Source organism: Roseovarius nubinhibens ISM, from assembly GCF_000152625.1.
GTDB lineage: Bacteria > Pseudomonadota > Alphaproteobacteria > Rhodobacterales > Rhodobacteraceae > Roseovarius > Roseovarius nubinhibens.
Genome location: NZ_CH724156.1, coordinates 2,410,488 through 2,426,698, shown reverse-complemented (window position 1 = coordinate 2,426,698; position 16,211 = coordinate 2,410,488). Strand labels below are relative to the sequence as shown.

At 67.6% G+C, this 16,211-nt stretch carries 11 protein-coding genes; 8 read left to right on the top strand and 3 right to left on the bottom strand.

The genetic code is table 11. The features are described from left to right. Positions 1 to 18 precede the first annotated feature (18 nt). Together clpA and ISM_RS11525 are read left to right on the top strand one after the other, a co-directional pair. Positions 19 to 2,355 (top strand): ATP-dependent Clp protease ATP-binding subunit ClpA, encoded by a 2,337-nt coding sequence (gene clpA, locus ISM_RS11530; protein ID WP_040618045.1) that lies wholly within the window; start codon positions 19 to 21, stop codon positions 2,353 to 2,355. Continuing rightward, positions 2,352 to 3,344, top strand: a complete 993-nt coding sequence (locus ISM_RS11525) for a M23 family metallopeptidase (protein ID WP_009814348.1) — start codon at positions 2,352 to 2,354, stop codon at positions 3,342 to 3,344. Before clpA ends, ISM_RS11525 begins: the two co-directional genes overlap by 4 nt. Positions 3,345 to 3,359: 15 nt before the next feature. Here the strand turns inward: ISM_RS11525 and rnr are convergent, their stop codons facing one another. Beyond that, entirely contained in the window at positions 3,360 to 5,615 is a 2,256-nt protein-coding gene (gene rnr, locus ISM_RS11520) for a ribonuclease R (RefSeq protein WP_009814347.1), read from the bottom strand. Between the two features lie 248 nt (positions 5,616 to 5,863). Here rnr and ISM_RS11515 point away from each other — a divergent pair, with 248 nt between their 5' ends. Then, positions 5,864 to 8,422, top strand: coding sequence for a heavy metal translocating P-type ATPase (locus ISM_RS11515; RefSeq protein WP_009814346.1), 2,559 nt, complete (start codon positions 5,864 to 5,866; stop codon positions 8,420 to 8,422). Then, the gene (gene cueR, locus ISM_RS11510; protein WP_009814345.1) at positions 8,419 to 8,808 is read left to right on the top strand and encodes a Cu(I)-responsive transcriptional regulator; all 390 of its coding nucleotides are present in this window, start codon (positions 8,419 to 8,421) and stop codon (positions 8,806 to 8,808) included. The genes ISM_RS11515 and cueR overlap by 4 nt, the downstream gene beginning before the upstream one ends. Here the strand turns inward: cueR and meaB are convergent. Next, the gene (gene meaB, locus ISM_RS11505) at positions 8,805 to 9,779 is read right to left on the bottom strand and encodes a methylmalonyl Co-A mutase-associated GTPase MeaB (RefSeq protein ID WP_040618494.1); all 975 of its coding nucleotides are present in this window, start codon (positions 9,777 to 9,779) and stop codon (positions 8,805 to 8,807) included. The genes cueR and meaB overlap by 4 nt on opposite strands. A 132-nt stretch (positions 9,780 to 9,911) precedes the next feature. Between meaB and hrpB the strand changes: the two genes are divergently transcribed. The 4 genes from hrpB to ISM_RS11485 all read left to right on the top strand — a co-directional run bounded on the left by hrpB (position 9,912) and on the right by ISM_RS11485 (position 15,198). Further along, a complete protein-coding gene (gene hrpB, locus ISM_RS11500) occupies positions 9,912 to 12,383 on the top strand; it encodes an ATP-dependent helicase HrpB (RefSeq protein WP_254655679.1) in 2,472 nt (823 codons plus the stop codon). Between the two features lie 339 nt (positions 12,384 to 12,722). Next, positions 12,723 to 13,181 carry an NUDIX hydrolase gene (locus ISM_RS11495; RefSeq protein ID WP_009814342.1) on the top strand — a complete coding sequence of 153 codons (459 nt, stop codon included), beginning with the start codon at positions 12,723 to 12,725 and terminating at the stop codon, positions 13,179 to 13,181. A 126-nt stretch (positions 13,182 to 13,307) separates the two neighbouring features. Next, positions 13,308 to 14,789, top strand: coding sequence for an inorganic phosphate transporter (locus ISM_RS11490; protein ID WP_009814341.1), 1,482 nt, complete (start codon positions 13,308 to 13,310; stop codon positions 14,787 to 14,789). A gap of 97 nt (positions 14,790 to 14,886) precedes the next feature. After that, the gene (locus ISM_RS11485; protein WP_009814340.1) at positions 14,887 to 15,198 is read left to right on the top strand and encodes a DUF6525 family protein; all 312 of its coding nucleotides are present in this window, start codon (positions 14,887 to 14,889) and stop codon (positions 15,196 to 15,198) included. 2 nt (positions 15,199 to 15,200) lie between these two features. On the opposite strand, the gene ISM_RS11480 is transcribed toward ISM_RS11485, so the two are convergent. After that, on the bottom strand, positions 15,201 to 16,190 hold the full coding sequence (locus ISM_RS11480; protein ID WP_009814339.1) for a sterol desaturase family protein: 990 nt from the start codon (positions 16,188 to 16,190) through the stop codon (positions 15,201 to 15,203). Positions 16,191 to 16,211 lie beyond the last annotated feature (21 nt).

The window sequence follows — 16,211 nt, the reverse complement described above, 5'->3', positions numbered from 1 at the left end:
ATAAGAAGGAGCACAACAGTGCCTTCATTCTCAAACACACTTGAGCAGGCAATTCATGCCGCGCTGGCCCTTGCCAACGCGCGACGCCATGAGTTCGCAACATTGGAACATCTTTTGCTGGCGCTGGTCGATGAACCCGACGCAGCCCGCGTGATGAAGGCGTGTAGCGTCGACACCGAAGAACTGCGCGGCACGCTCGTCGATTTCATCGACGAAGAGCTGAGCAATCTGGTCACCGACATCGAAGGCTCCGAGGCGGTTCCCACCGCCGCGTTTCAGCGCGTGATTCAACGCGCCGCCATCCATGTCCAATCCTCGGGCCGCACCGAGGTCACCGGCGCCAATGTGCTGGTGGCGATCTTTGCCGAACGCGAAAGCAACGCCGCCTTCTTCCTGCAAGAACAGGACATGACGCGCTATGACGCGGTGAATTACATCGCCCACGGTGTCGCCAAGGATCCCGCCTTTGGCGAGAGCCGCCCGGTCACCGGTGCGGATGCCGAAGACAGCAGCAGCAGCCACAGCGGCGGCGACGGCACCGAACAGGTGCAGGAAGGCGAAAGCGCGCTGGCCAAATACTGCGTTGATCTCAATCAGAAATCGCGCGCCGGTGATGTCGATCCGCTGATCGGCCGCGCCTCCGAGGTTGAGCGCTGCATTCAGGTGCTCTGCCGCCGCCGCAAGAACAACCCGCTTCTGGTGGGCGATCCCGGTGTCGGCAAGACCGCCATCGCCGAAGGCCTCGCCTATAAGATCGTCAAGGGCGAGACCCCGGAAATCCTGTCCAAGACGACGATCTATTCGCTCGACATGGGCGCGCTTCTGGCGGGCACCCGCTATCGCGGCGATTTCGAAGAGCGGCTCAAGGCGGTGATGACTGAGCTGGAAAACCACCCCGACGCGGTGCTCTTCATCGACGAGATCCATACCGTGATCGGCGCCGGGGCCACCTCTGGCGGCGCGATGGATGCGTCCAACCTGCTCAAACCCGCGCTGCAAGGCGGCAAGCTGCGCTGCATGGGCTCGACCACCTACAAGGAATTCCGCCAGCATTTCGAAAAGGACCGCGCCCTGTCGCGCCGGTTCCAGAAAATCGACGTGGTGGAGCCTTCGGTCGAAGACGCGGTCAAGATCCTCAAAGGGCTCAAACCCTATTTCGAGGATCACCATTCGGTCAAATACACCAATGACGCGATCCAGACCGCCGTTGAACTGAGCTCGCGCTATATCAACGACCGCAAGCTTCCCGACAAGGCGATCGACGTGATCGACGAGGCGGGCGCGGCGCAGCATCTGCTCGCCGCTTCCAAACGCCGCAAGAGCATCGGCACCAAGGAGATCGAAGAGGTCGTCGCCAAGATCGCGCGCATCCCGCCCAAGAACGTCTCCAAGGACGATGCCGAGGTGCTCAAGGATCTCGCCGCCTCGCTCAAGCGGGTCGTGTTCGGTCAGGACACCGCCATCGAGGCGCTCAGCTCGGCGATCAAGCTCGCCCGGGCCGGTCTGCGCGAGCCCGAGAAACCCATCGGCAACTATCTCTTTGCCGGTCCCACGGGCGTCGGCAAGACCGAGGTCGCCAAACAGCTCTCCATGACGCTGGGCGTGGAACTTCTGCGCTTTGACATGTCGGAATATATGGAGAAACACGCCGTGTCGCGTCTCATCGGCGCGCCTCCGGGCTATGTCGGCTTCGATCAGGGCGGTCTTTTGACCGACGGGGTCGATCAGCATCCCCATTGCGTGCTGCTCCTCGACGAGATCGAAAAGGCGCATCCGGATGTCTACAACATCCTGCTGCAGGTCATGGATCATGGCCAGCTCACCGATCACAACGGGCGCACCGTGGATTTCCGCAACGTGATCCTGATCATGACCTCGAACGCCGGGGCCGCGGAACAGGCGAAAGAGGCCATCGGCTTTGGCCGCGACCGCCGCGAGGGCGAAGACACCGCCGCGATCGAGCGGACCTTCACCCCGGAATTCCGCAACCGTCTCGATGCGGTGATCAGCTTTGGCGCCCTGCCCAAGGAGGTCATCCTGCAGGTGGTCGAGAAATTCGTGCTGCAGCTCGAGGCGCAGCTTCTCGATCGCAAGGTCACCATCGAACTCACGCCCAAGGCCGCCGAATGGCTCGCTGACAAGGGGTATGATTCCAAGATGGGCGCGCGCCCGCTTGGCCGCGTCATTCAGGAACATATCAAAAAGCCCCTCGCCGAAGAGCTGCTCTTTGGCAAGCTCGCCAAGGGCGGGATCGTCAAGGTCGGCATCAAGGACGGCAAGATCGATCTGCGGCTCGACGGGCCGGATCACCCCCGGATCACCCGCAAGAAGCCGCCGCTTCTCACGGCCGAGTGACCCTGGGCCTCACCCCACCAAGGGCCGCCGCGTGTCTCATCGCGGCGGCCTTTTCATGGGCCAGCGCCGCACAGGCCGACCCGCTGCCGCGCTTTGCCCTGCCGGTCGATTGCACACTCGGGCAGGATTGTTTCCTCCAACAATATGTCGATCACGACCCCGGTCCCGGCACGCGCGAACTCACCTGCGGCGATCAGACCTATGACGGCCACAAAGGCACCGATTTCGCCCTCGCCACCGAGGCCGATCTCGCGCGCCACGTGGGCGTTCTGGCCATCGCGCCGGGCCGCGTCACCGCCGCCCGCAGTGACATGAAAGACGCAACCTACGACCGCGACGCGCCGGAGGCGCTCGGCGGGCGCGATTGCGGCAATGGGCTGATCCTTGAACATGAGGGCGGCTGGACGAGCCAATATTGCCATATGGCAGAGGGCTCGATCACGCTCGCCCCCGGCGATATGGTCACCACCGGCACGCCACTGGGTCGCATCGGCCTCTCGGGGCGGACCGAGTTTCCCCATCTCCACCTCACCCTGCGCCATGAGGGGCGCGTCGTCGACCCTTTCGCGCCCGACGGCGTCACGGGCTGCGACACGCCGCCCGAGGCCACCCTCTGGGCCCCCGACATCAGCGCCACGACCGGCGGGGTGATGGATCTGGGCTTTGCGCCCCTCGTGCCAGAGTATGACGCGATCCGCGCCGGCACCGCCCCACGTGAGGTCACCGCCGAGGCCCCGGCGCTGGTGCTCTGGGCCTTTGCCCATGGCGGACGCCAAGGCGATGTGATCGAGCTTGAGATCACCGGCCCCCAAGGCCAGATCATCCGCCACCGCGCCCTGCTCAAAACATCGCAGGCCCGGCTCTTTCGCGCCGCTGGCAAGAAACGCAAGACCGACCGCTGGCCGCCCGGCGCCTACCTCGGCCGCGCAACCCTATGGCGCGGCGACCAGATGATCAGCCAGCGCGACACAAGGTTTACCCTGCCCTGATTGCGCCCTGACGGGTTACTTCCGCCGCCGCTCGACCTTGCGTTTCATCTTGGCGCCCTTGCGCTTGGCTTGGCCCTGCTTGCGCCGGGGCGCCGATCCGCGCCGTGCCGAGGCGCCGCGCTTGACCGCCTTGCCCTCGATGGACACCAGCTCGAGGGCGATCCCCCCCGTCACCGGCACCGCCTCGGCAAGCTTCACGGTCACCCGCTGCCCCATGCCGATCACCCGGCCACTGTCCTGCCCGGTGAGCGTCGCGCTCTCCGCGTCAAAATGGAAATACTCGCGCCCAAGGCTGCGCATCGGGATGAGCCCGTCCGCCCCCGTCTCGTCCAGCCGGACAAAGACGCCAAACCGCGCCACACCACTGATCTTGCCGGAAAATTCCTCGCCGACCCGCTCGCTGAGAAAGGCCGCGAGATAGCGGTCATTGGTGTCGCGTTCAGCCAGCATCGACCGCCGCTCGGTCTGCGAAATATGCTCCGCCGTCTGTTCGAGCCGCTCCACCTCCTGCGGCGACAGCCCATCCTCGCCCCAGCCATGCACCGAAATCAGCGCCCGATGCACCACGAGATCGGCATAGCGCCGAATGGGCGAGGTGAAATGCGCATAGGATTTGAGAGACAGGCCGAAATGCCCGAAATTCGCCGGCGAATAATAGGCCTGGGTCATCGCCCGCAGCGTCGCCATGTTGATCTGCTCGGCATGATCCGTGCCCTCCGCCGCCTTCAAAAGACGGTTGAGATGCATGGTCTTGAGCCCCTGCCCCTTGGCCAGGCTGAGCCCCGCCGTCTCCGCCACGTCGCGCAGCGCATCGAGCTTTTCAGGCGCGGGTTCTTCATGCACCCGCAACAGCAGCGGCGATTTCTTCGCCAGCAAGGTTTCCGCCGCCGCCACATTGGCGAGGATCATGAATTCTTCGATCAACCGATGCGCATCGAGCCGCTCGGTGAAATTCACCGACAGAACCTCGCCCTCCTCGCTGAGCACCACCTTGCGCTCCGGCAGGTCGAGATCGAGAGGCTGGCGCGCCGCCCGCGCATCGCAGAGCGCGTCATAGGCGGCATAGAGCGGCCGGATCACCTCCTCCATCAGGGGCGCGACTTTCTCATTCGGCGCGCCATCCATCGCCGCCTGCACCTCTTGGTAATGCAGCGAGGCGGGCGACTTCATGAGCCCCCGCACAAAGCGATGGCCGATCTTCTGACCATGGGCATCGATCTGCATCCGCACCGCCAGACAGGCGCGCGGCACGCCCTCATGCAGCGAACAAAGATCGCCCGACAGCCGATCCGGCAGCATCGGCACGACGCGATCGGGGAAATAGCTGGAATTGCCGCGCTTTTTCGCCTCCCGGTCGAGCGCCGAGCCCGGCGTCACATAATGCGCCACATCGGCAATCGCGACCCAGATCACATGCCCGCCAGCGTTCTTCGGGTCGTCATCCTCATGGGCGAAACAGGCGTCATCATGATCCCGCGCATCCGACGGGTCGATGGTGACCAGGGGCAGCTCACGCAGATCCTCCCGCCCGTCGAGCCCCGCAGGTTTCATCGCATCCGCCTCGGCGATCACCTCATCGGGAAACTCATCGGGAATGCCATGCTGATGGATCGCGATGAGCGACACGGCCTTGGGCGCGCTCGGATCCCCGAGCCGCGCCACGATCCGCGCCCGCGGCAGGCCCATACGGCCCTTGGGCCCGGCCTGCTCCGCCTCGACAAGCTCGCCATCCTTGGCCCCCGCCACGGCCTCCGCCGCGACGATCCATTCCTTGTCATCGCCCTTGTCGATCGGGTGAATGCGTCCGCCCTCGGACCCGGCGCGAAAAATCCCCAGCACCTTGCGCGGATTGGTCCCGATCCGCCGGATGAGCCGCCCTTCATAGGCGTGGTCCTCATCCGCCACCTCCTGCAGGCGCAACAACACCTGATCGCCCTCGCCCAGCGCCGGATCGCCCGGCTTGGCCACGATCAACGCCACGGGCGCCTCGCCCTCGCCCGCCCATTCCATCGGATGCGCGAAAAGATCGCCATCGGCATCGGGCACGCCGACCCGCATCACCGCCACCGGCGGCAAACGGTCGGGATCGCGATAGGTCTTCTTGCGTTTCTCGAGATGACCCTCGGCCTCAAGCTCCTTGAGGATGCGTTTGAGGTCGATCCTCGCCGCACCCTTGATGCCAAAGGCACGGGCGATGTCACGTTTCGAAGTCTCGGTCGGGTTGTCCGAAATCCATTGCAGGATCTCGTCCTTACTGGGCAGCTGGCTCATGCCCTTGGCCTAGCACACCCCCAGATGGGCGTCACCCGCAATCGCCGCCCCGCCCGCCGCATCGCACGCGCCCCTGCTCTTTCTGGTGGCAAATACCCCTGCACCGCGCCGGCCCCGGGCGCAGAGGCCTGAAAGGGCACGGCAAAAGCGCCCGAAAAATACCTCTTGACCCTCCAGTGACTGGAAGCCTTATATGAGATGTCGATCGGCCCCCATATCGGGGCCCAGCGACTCATAGGACATCAGCCATGACCACGGCCCAGACATATCAGCTTTCGCTCTCAAACCTCTCCTGTGCCTCCTGCGTGGGACGGGCCGAGGCGGCGCTCAAATCCGCCCCCGGCGTCTCCGAGGCCCATGTGAACCTCGCCAATGAAAGCGCCCGCATCACAACCGACGCCACCGGCCTCGCCGCCGCCATCGCGGCGCTTGAGGCGGCAGGCTACCCGGCCCGCACCCAAGAGCTGCGGCTCGACATCGCCGGCATGTCCTGCGCCTCCTGCGTCGGCCGGGTGCAAAAGGCGCTGGCCGCCGCCCCCGGCGTGATCGACGCCCATGTGAACCTTGCCGCTGAAAGCGCCTCGGTCACCCTCGCCGAGGGCGCGGGCGACGTGCAAGCCGTGCTCAAAGCCGCCCGCGACGCGGGCTACCCGGCGACATTGCGCTCCGGTGGCCCAGATGGCGGCCCGGATGGTGGCGGCACCGATAACGCCACAACGCCCCGCCCGACGCAAAGCGCGCGCAAGGCCGAAGAGGCCCGCCATCTCGCCCGCCGCACCTGGTTTGCCGCCGCCCTCGCCCTGCCGGTCTTCGTGCTGGAAATGGGCAGCCATGTGATCCCCGGCATGCACGCGCTGATCGGCCAGAGCATCGGCCATGAGACGAGCTGGATCCTTCAGTTCCTCCTCACCAGCCTCGTGCTCTTCATCCCCGGCCGCAGCTTCTACACCAAGGGCTTTCCCGCGCTCTTTCGCGGCGCGCCCGACATGAACAGCCTCGTGGCGCTCGGCACCGGGGCCGCCTATCTCTATTCGCTGGTGGCGCTCTTTGCGCCCGCGCTGCTGCCCGCCTCCGCCCGCGCCGTCTATTTCGAGGCGGCGGCGGTGATCGTCGTGCTCATCCTGCTGGGCCGCTGGATGGAGGCCCGCGCCCGCGGCCGCACCGGGGCCGCCATCGAGAAACTTCTCGGCCTGCAGGTCAAAGAGGCCCGCGTCCGCGTCGATGGCGAGATCACCACCCGCGCCGTCGACGATCTGCAGCCCGGTGACATCCTCGTGGTGCGCCCCGGCGAACGCATCCCCGTCGATGGCGAGCTGACCGAAGGCCGCGCCAATATCGACGAGAGCATGATCACCGGCGAGCCGCTGCCCGTGGCGAAAACCCCCGGCGATGCGGTCACCGGCGGCACCGTCAACGGCACCGGCAGCTTCGAGTTCCGCGCCACCCGCGTCGGCGCGGACACCACCCTGGCCCAGATCATCCGCATGGTCGAAGAGGCGCAAGGCGCCCGCCTGCCGATCCAGGGTCTGGTGGACCGGATCACCCTCTGGTTCGTGCCCGCGGTGATCGCCGTGGCGCTGGCCACGCTCGCCGCATGGCTCGCCTTCGGGCCGAGCCCGGCGCTCTCGCACGCGCTGGTGGCGGCGGTCTCGGTGCTGATCATCGCCTGCCCCTGTGCCATGGGGCTCGCCACGCCGACCTCGATCATGGTCGGCACCGGCCGCGCCGCCGGGCTCGGCGTGCTCTTTCGCAAGGGCGACGCGCTGCAACAGCTCTCCGAGATCGACATCGTGGCCTTTGACAAGACCGGCACCATCACCGAAGGCCGCCCGGAGCTCACCGATCTGCATCTGGCCGAGGGCGTGACCCGCGCCGATCTTCTCGCCGCCGTCGCCGCGGTCGAGGCCCGCTCGGAACACCCCATCGCCGAAGCCATCCTGCGCGCCGCTCGCGCGGAAGGCGTGGCAACGCTCGAGGCCAGCGATTTCGAGGCCATCGCAGGCCATGGCGTCACGGCCATGGTGGCGGGCAAAGAGGTGCTGGTTGGTGCCGCCCGGCTGCTCGCCCGCGAGGGCGTCGACAGCTCCCATCTTGACCCGGTGGCCGAGGCCATGGCCGAGCGCGGGCGCACCGCCTTCTACGTGGCGCTCGACGGAGAGGCCGCCGCCGTGATCGGCGTCTCGGACCCGATCAAACCGGCCAGCCGCGCCGCCATCGCCGCGCTGCATGACCGGGGCCTGCGGGTCGCGATGATCACCGGCGACAAAGAGGCCACCGCCCGCGCCATCGCCCGCGAGGCCGGCATCGACACGGTGGTCGCCGATGTGCTGCCCGACGGCAAGGTGGCGGCGCTCGACCATCTGCGCACCCATGGCGAAAAGCTCGCCTTTGTCGGCGACGGCATCAATGACGCGCCCGCCCTCGCCCATGCCGATGTCGGCATTGCCATCGGCACCGGCACCGATGTGGCGATTGAAAGCGCCGATGTGGTGCTGATGTCCGGCGATCTGCGCGGCGTGGTCAACGCGCTGCATGTCTCGGGCGCCACGCTGCGCAACATAAGGCAGAACCTCGTTTGGGCCTTTGGCTATAACGTGGCGCTGATCCCGGTGGCGGCGGGCGTGCTCTACCCGGCCTTTGGCCTCCTGCTGTCGCCGATGCTGGCGGCCGGGGCCATGGCGCTGAGCTCGGTCTTCGTGCTCAGCAATGCGCTGCGCCTGCGCGGGCTCAGCGCCGCGCTCTCGGAAACCCCCGGCGGCACCACCCCCGCCGGGCAGGCCCGCGCCAGACAGGAGGTCACCGCATGAATATCGGAGATGTCGCCGACCGCGCCCGGCTGCCCGCCAAGACGATCCGCTATTACGAGGACATCGGCCTCGTGACGCCCGCGCGCCGCCCCAATGGCTACCGCGACTATAGCGAACAGGACATGCACAAGCTGGCCTTTCTCGGCCGTGCCCGGGCGCTTGGCTTTTCCATCGAGGATTGCCGCCTGCTGATGACGCTCTACGAGGATCGCAACCGCGAAAGCGCCGAGGTCAAGGCGCTGGCCAGCGACCACCTCGCCCGGATCGACGAGAAAATCGCCGAGCTCCGGCAGATGCGCGCCACGCTCGCCGATCTGGTCGAGGCCTGCGCCGGCGACCACCGGCCCGATTGCCCGATCCTCGCCGATCTCGGCAAAACGCCCTAACGGCCCAAGCGGCTCAGCATCTCGCGGGCGGCGGCGCTCACCGCCATGTCGCCCGCGGCCACCGCCTCGGCGAGCTCGGCCATATCCTGCCGCGCCGGCCCGTTCTGCAACTGCGCCAAGAGCGCATGCCGCACCTCTTCCCCGAACCAATAGCGCGCCTGCTCGGCCCGCCGCGCCGCGAAATGCCCGGTCTCACGCCGCCACTGGGTGAGCGCACACATCTCGCCCCAAGCCTCTGAAAACCCCGCCAGTTCCAGCGCCGAGACCGTCATCGCCTTGGGAAACCCCTCCGGGTCCTGCGCCCGTTTGCGCAACAGGCGCAGCGCCCCCGCGTAATCCGCACAGGTCCGCATCGCGGTGGATTTCAGATCGCCATCGGCCTTGTTGACGAGGATCAGATCGGCAATCTCCATGATGCCGCGCTTGACGCCTTGCAATTCATCGCCCCCCGCCGGGGCCAGCAGCAGCAAGAACAGATCGGCCATCTCGGCCACCATGGTCTCGGACTGGCCGACGCCCACCGTTTCGATCAGCACCACATCGAACCCCGCCGCCTCGCAGAGCGCCACCGCCTCCCGCGACCGCCGCGCCACACCGCCAAGCTGACTCTGGCTCGGCGAAGGCCGGATAAAGGCGCCCTTGGCCCGCGACAGCCGCTCCATCCGGGTCTTGTCACCAAGGATCGAGCCGCCCGAGCGCGCGCTCGACGGGTCAACCGCCAGAACCGCGACGCTCTTGCCTTGGTCCAGCAGATACATGCCAAAGCCTTCGATGAAGGTGGATTTGCCCACCCCCGGCGTGCCCGAGAGCCCGATGCGCAGCGCCTCCCGCCCGCTGCCCCGCAACAGGTCGAGCAGCTCCGCCGCCTGCGCGCGATGGTCGTCGCGGCTGCTTTCCACAAGGGTGATCCCCCGCGACAGCGCCCGCCGGTCGCCGCGCGTGATCCGCTCGCTCAGCTCTGTGATATTCATGTCGCGCCCGGTCCCCCCGCCTGCCATTTCTTGCCGACCCGATACATGCACGGGGCCGCGCGCCGATGTCCAGCCCGAACCGCCCCGCGCCGCCACCGCGCCGCCACCGGAACACTGGCCAATCGCCCGCCGATGACGGATAAAGCGGCCATGACCGCGACCCTGCCCATCCATGACTGCCTGCCCGAACTGGTGGCTGCCCTGCGCGCCCATGGCCGCGCCGTGCTGCAGGCCCCGCCCGGCGCCGGCAAGACGACCGTGGTGCCGCTGGCGCTCTTGCAGGCCGGGCTCACCTCGGGGCGCATTCTGATGCTCGAACCGCGCCGCCTCGCCGCCCGCGCCGCCGCCGAACGGCTGGCGGAAACGCTGGGCGAGAGCCCCGGCGACACCGTCGGCTACCGCATCCGGGGCGAGGCGAAATGCGGCCCCCGCACCCAGATCGAAGTGGTGACCGAAGGCATCCTGACACGGATGATCCAATCCGACCCCGACCTGCCGGGCGTGGGCGCGGTGCTCTTTGACGAATTTCACGAACGCTCGCTCAATGCCGATCTCGGCCTCGCCCTCTGCCTCGAAATCCGCGAGGCGCTGCGCGACGACCTGATCTTGCTGCCGATGTCCGCCACGCTCGACGCAGGCCCCGTCGCCGCGCTCATGGGCAATGCGCCGGTGATCACCTCCGAGGGTCGCAGCTACCCGGTCGAGACCCGCTGGCTCGACCGCCCGCTCGGCCCCAAGGCCCGGCTGCCCGAGGCAACCGCCGATCTCGTGACCGAGGCCCTTTCCGAGACCGAAGGCGGCGTGCTCGTCTTTCTCCCCGGCGAGGGCGAAATCCGCCGCACCGAGGCCCTGCTCGCCCCCGGCCTGCCCAAGGGCTGCGTGCTGCGCCCGCTCTATGGCGCGATGCCCTTCGCCGAGCAACGCGCCGCCATCGCGCCCGTCGCCTCGGGGCGCAAGATCGTGCTCGCCACCTCGATCGCCGAAACCTCGCTGACCATCGAAGACATCCGCGTCGTGGTCGACGCCGGCCGCGCCCGCCGCGCCCGGTTCGATCCCGGTGCCGGCATGTCGCGCCTCATCACCGAACGCGTCACCCGCGCCGAGGCGACCCAGCGCGCTGGCCGCGCCGGCCGTGTCGCGCCGGGGATCTGCTACCGGCTCTGGACCCGCGGCGAAGAAGGCGGCCTCGCCGCCTTCCCCCCGGCCGAGATCGAGGCCGCGGATCTCGCCGGTCTGGCGCTCGATCTGGCGCTCTGGGGTGCGGCGCCCGACGCCCTGCCCTTCCTGACCCAGCCCAACCCGCGCAGCTATGCCGAGGCGCAGGCGCTGTTGCAGCTCCTCGGCGCGCTCGATGAGGTGGGGCACATCACCGAGCATGGCCGCCGCCTCGCCACCATGCCGCTGCACCCGCGTCTGGCGCATATGCTGGCACTGGCCGGTCCCGAGGCCGCGCCGCTCGCCGCCCTTCTCGCCGACCGCGATCCGTTGCCGCGCAGCGCGCCGAGCGATCTGACCCTGCGCCTCGCCGCCCTGCGCGATCCCAAAGGCTTCGCCGCGCGCTCGCCCCACACGCCCAACCGCCCGGCGCTGACCCGCATCACGCAAGAGGCCAAACGCCTCGCCCGGCTCGCGCCGAAACCGGCGCATCCCGATCTCAGCGCCGCGCAAATGGCCGCGCTCGCCTATCCCGACCGCGTCGGGCTGCGCCGCGCGGGCGACGCGCCGCGCTATGTGCTCTCAGGCGGCAAGGGCGCGGTCTTTGCCGAGGAGGACACGCTCGCCGCGACCCGGCTCATCGTGGCCACCGATCTCGACGGCGACCGCCGCGAGGCCCGCATCCGGCAGGCCATCGCCCTTTCCGAGGCCGAGCTGCGCACACTCTACAGCGACCGCATCGGCTGGCAGGACCTCTGCCTCTGGGACAGCCGCGACCGCCGAGTGCTGGCGCGGCGTCACGAACGGTTCGGCGCGCTGGTGCTCGACGACCGCGTCTGGAAGGACGCCCCGCCCGAGGCGCTGGCCCGCGCCATGCTCGACGGGGTGCGCGAGCTGGGGCTGAGCTGGTCCGACCCGGCGCGCCGCTTCCGCGCCCGCGTGATGCTCGCCCGCGCGGGCGGGATGGACCTGCCCGACATGTCCGACGCGGCCCTGCTCGACACGCTCGAGAGCTGGCTTCTGCCCTATCTCACCGGCCTGCGCAGCGCCGCGGATTGGAAGCGCTTCGACATGCTCGACGCGCTCCGCGCCCGGCTCGACTGGGGCCAGATGCAGGCGCTCGACCAATCGGTGCCGGGCCGCTTCACCACACCGCTGGGGCGCGACATTCCCATCGACTATTCCGGCGAGGCCCCGGAAATCTCCCTCCGCCTGCAGGAAATGTTCGGCCAGAAAACCCACCCGAATGTCGCCGGCACGCCCTTGCGCGTCACGCTCCTGTCCCCGGCGGGCCGCCCGGTGCAGACCACGATGGACCTGCCCGGCTTCTGGGCGAGTTCCTACGCCGACGTGCGCAAGGACATGCGCGGCCGCTATCCCAAACATCCCTGGCCCGAGGACCCGACCCAGGCCGACCCCACCTTGCGCGCAAAACCGCGCGGCAGGTAGTTCACGCTCTCGACAGCCGCCCATCGCTATCAGCCCGGCCCTGAGCACCGCCGCGACTTTCCCTCGCCCCTCACATCTACCCCAGAGAGGTTGAGGCTTTGCTAACGGCCGGGCGAAAAAAACGTTTGATCACCGGCGCGATTTTGACGGGATGTTAACCTCCAGATGGCAAGGTTGAGCCACCGCGCGGTGACGAAAGGAGGCGGAAACACGCTGTTGTCGGGGTCGATCACGGAGGTCTTGAGAGCTCATTATTTGATATCTCCCTGAAAACACCCTATATTGCCCTCATCAACGACAAAAACACGAATGGCTCTGCGAGCAGCCGACAGGATAGCTATGACCGATGGATTGAAACGTGCCTGGGCCGAAATGGTCCAGCCCCTGCTGCGGCGACCGCCCGAGCTTCAGGTGGCGGCGCTCTGCCTGCGGACCGGCGGCGCCGGGCTCGAAGTACTGATGATCACCAGCCGGGACACCGGCCGCTGGGTGCTGCCCAAGGGCTGGCTGATGGATGGCTGCGCCACCGCCGAGGCGGCGCTGATCGAGGCTTGGGAAGAGGGCGGCGTCACCCCGACCGAGACCGAGCCCGCCCATATCGGCCATTACCATTACGACAAGCAGCTTGATGGCGGCTACCCGGCCCCGGTGCGGGTCGAACTGTTCCGCGTCGAGGTGGCCGATCTTGCCCGCGACTATCCCGAACGGGCCGAACGCGCCCGGCTCTGGCTGAGCCCCGAACAGGCCGCCGACCGGGTGGACGAGCCGGAACTGGCCGAAATCCTGCGCGCGCTCTGATCCGCACGGCCCACGGCCTCGGTGTCAAAAAATCGTTACAAAATTGTCACGAAGCCCCGGGCAGCGATTGAAACCCGCGACCAAAGGCACTAGCGGTCTGCGCGACCATAGCAAACGGGGCCGCGGATGAGCGAACCGACCAGCCACAATCAATGGAAGACCCTCGACAAGGATCTGGGGCGTATTTCCCATATGGAATACGCCACCAGCTATGTGTCGCGCCCGCTTGTCGGCATGGGGATTTCGCTGGCCTTTCTGGTGATCGCCGGGCTTCTCGCCTCGCTCTTTCTGGGCACCGAACCCGAACGCTTCGTCGTCATCACCGCCGCCGTCTTCGGGGCCTATATGGCGCTTAACATCGGCGCCAATGACGTGGCCAACAACATGGGGCCCGCGGTGGGCGCCAACGCGCTCAGCATGGGCAGCGCCATCCTCATCGCGGCGGTCTGCGAAAGCGCCGGCGCGCTCTTGGCGGGCGGCGACGTGGTCTCGACCATCTCCAAGGGCATCATCGACCCTTCCGGCATGTCCGAAACCCGCACCTTCATCTGGGCGATGATGGCGGCGCTTCTGTCCGCCGCGCTCTGGGTCAACCTCGCGACGAAACTCGGCGCGCCGGTCTCCACCACCCATAGCGTCGTCGGCGGCGTCATGGGCGCGGGCATCGCGGCGGCGGGGTTTGGCGCGGTCAACTGGCCCACCATGGGCCAGATCGCCGCCTCCTGGGTCATCAGCCCGGTGCTCGGCGGCATCATCGCCGCTGCCTTCCTCGCCCTGATCAAGGACCGGATCATCTACCGCGACGACAAGATCGCCGCCGCCCGCGTCTGGGTGCCCGTGCTGGTCGGCGTCATGGCCGGCACATTCGCGGCCTATCTGGCCCTCAAGGGGCTCAAGCGGGTGATCTCCATCGACCTGCCCTCCGCGCTGCTGATCGGGCTCGGGCTCGGGCTGCTGACATGGCTCATCACCCGGCCGCTCATCCGGCGTCAGTCGGAAGGGCTCGAAAACCGCAACCGCTCGCTCAAGACGCTCTTCGGCCTGCCGCTCATCCTTTCGGCCGCGCTTCTCTCCTTCGCCCATGGCGCCAATGACGTGGCCAATGCGGTGGGCCCGCTCGCCGCCATCGTCCATGCCGCCCAAGAGGGCAATTTCGCCGACAAGGTCGCGATCCCGCTCTGGGTCATGGTGATCGGCGCGGCGGGGATCTCCTTCGGCCTCTTCCTCTTCGGCCCGAAACTGATCCGCATGGTCGGCAGCCAGATCACCAAGCTCAACCCGATGCGCGCCTATTGCGTGGCCCTTTCGGCGGCCATCACCGTGATCATCGCCTCCTGGCTCGGCCTGCCGGTGAGCTCGACCCATATCGCCGTGGGCGGCGTCTTTGGCGTCGGCTTCTTCCGCGAATGGTATATGGAGCGCCGCCTGCGCCAGGGCCTCGCCGCCTCGGGGCAGACCCGCCGCCTGCCCGCCGAAGAACGCCGCCGCCGCAAGCTCGTCCGTCGCAGCCATTTCATGACCATCGTCGCGGCCTGGGTGATCACCGTGCCCGCCGCCGCCGCCATGTCGGCCCTGATCTTCATCCTGCTCAACAGCGCCACGGGCTGATCGCGGCAGCCCCGCGCCCGGCCTCGGCCCGCGCCCCCTTGCGGCGTGATACAGTATAACATATCAATCCCGGGAGATTCCCAACCCGGACGCCACCATGCCCCGCACCACAGGCCGCAACTCCCGCCGCAATACAGGTCGCAACACGGGCCGCTCGACCCTGCCCGCAAAACGCCACAGCCGGCCCGCGATGCAGGAATATGACCGCCTGCCCGCCGAACTGCGCCGCTGGCTCGCGGGGGCACTCTTGCCGTGGCGGCCGCGCTCGGTCGCGCGCGCCTTTGACAAGGCGCTGGCCCGCACCGGCGACCGCCGCCGCGCCCTGGCCGAGCTCGATCAGCTGCAGCGCCGCCTCATCGCCCGCGACGCCGCCGCCATCTGGGGCCGCAATCACCCCGACGCAAGCTAGCCTCAGCCCGCCCGCCCGCGCCGCGATTTGAGCCGCTCATGCGCCTCCGCCGTGCCATCGTGGAACGAGCCGAACCACTTGTCCCAGGGCACTTCGAGATTGCCGTAATTCACCTCGAAATAGCGATGATGCATCTGGTGATGAAACGTCCCCAGCGCCAGCGCCTGCCGATCCTTGACCAGAAGGCTCTCATAGCCCGTATGCGAGGTCGCCGCCGTCAGCGCCTGATGCTGCATGTGAAACAGGATATGCAGCGGATGCGCTGGCACGATGACATGGATGAGAACCGAGCTGAAGAACATCAGATGCTCCACCGGATGCATCGACAGCCCCGACCACGGCCCGACATTGACGTTGCGATGATGCAGCCCATGCGCCAACCGATAGAGCGGCCCCCAATGCAGCGCCCGGTGAATCCAGTAGAAATGGAACGAAATCCACACCGGCGTCAGCGGGAACAACAGCACGAACCACACCGGGCTCCCGGCCCAGCTCAGATGCGGCGCCCAGCCGTTCGCCATGGCCCAGAACATCAGCACCTCATAGCCGGTCCAGAACCCCACCCCGCTGGTGAGGCTCCAGAACATATTGTCGCGCACCTGGCCGCCGAAATTGAACTGCCGCCCCTTGGTCATCAAGGGCCGCGCATCGTATTTGAGCCGCTTGCCCTGCCCGTGCCGCATGTAGAAAAACCAATGCAGCCCCCCGGCCACGAGGCACATGAGCACCATGTTGCGCAGCCAGATCGCCGCGACCCAGTCGAGCGACAGCGTGCGCGCCGCCTCCATCGACGGCTGAAACCACGCCCAGGACACAAGCGCGATGCCCACAAGGATCACATTCTCGGCCAGCGCGAACCAGCGCAGCCGGACCCAGCGCACCATCCGCCGCGGCTCGGGCGGCCAGCTGAAAAACGGCGACACCGCCACCGGCACATCGGGGATATGGTTCCAGCCGGGCAGATGCGGCGCGGGGCTCTCATTCTCGCTCATGGGGCAGCCTTTCCAAGCAGT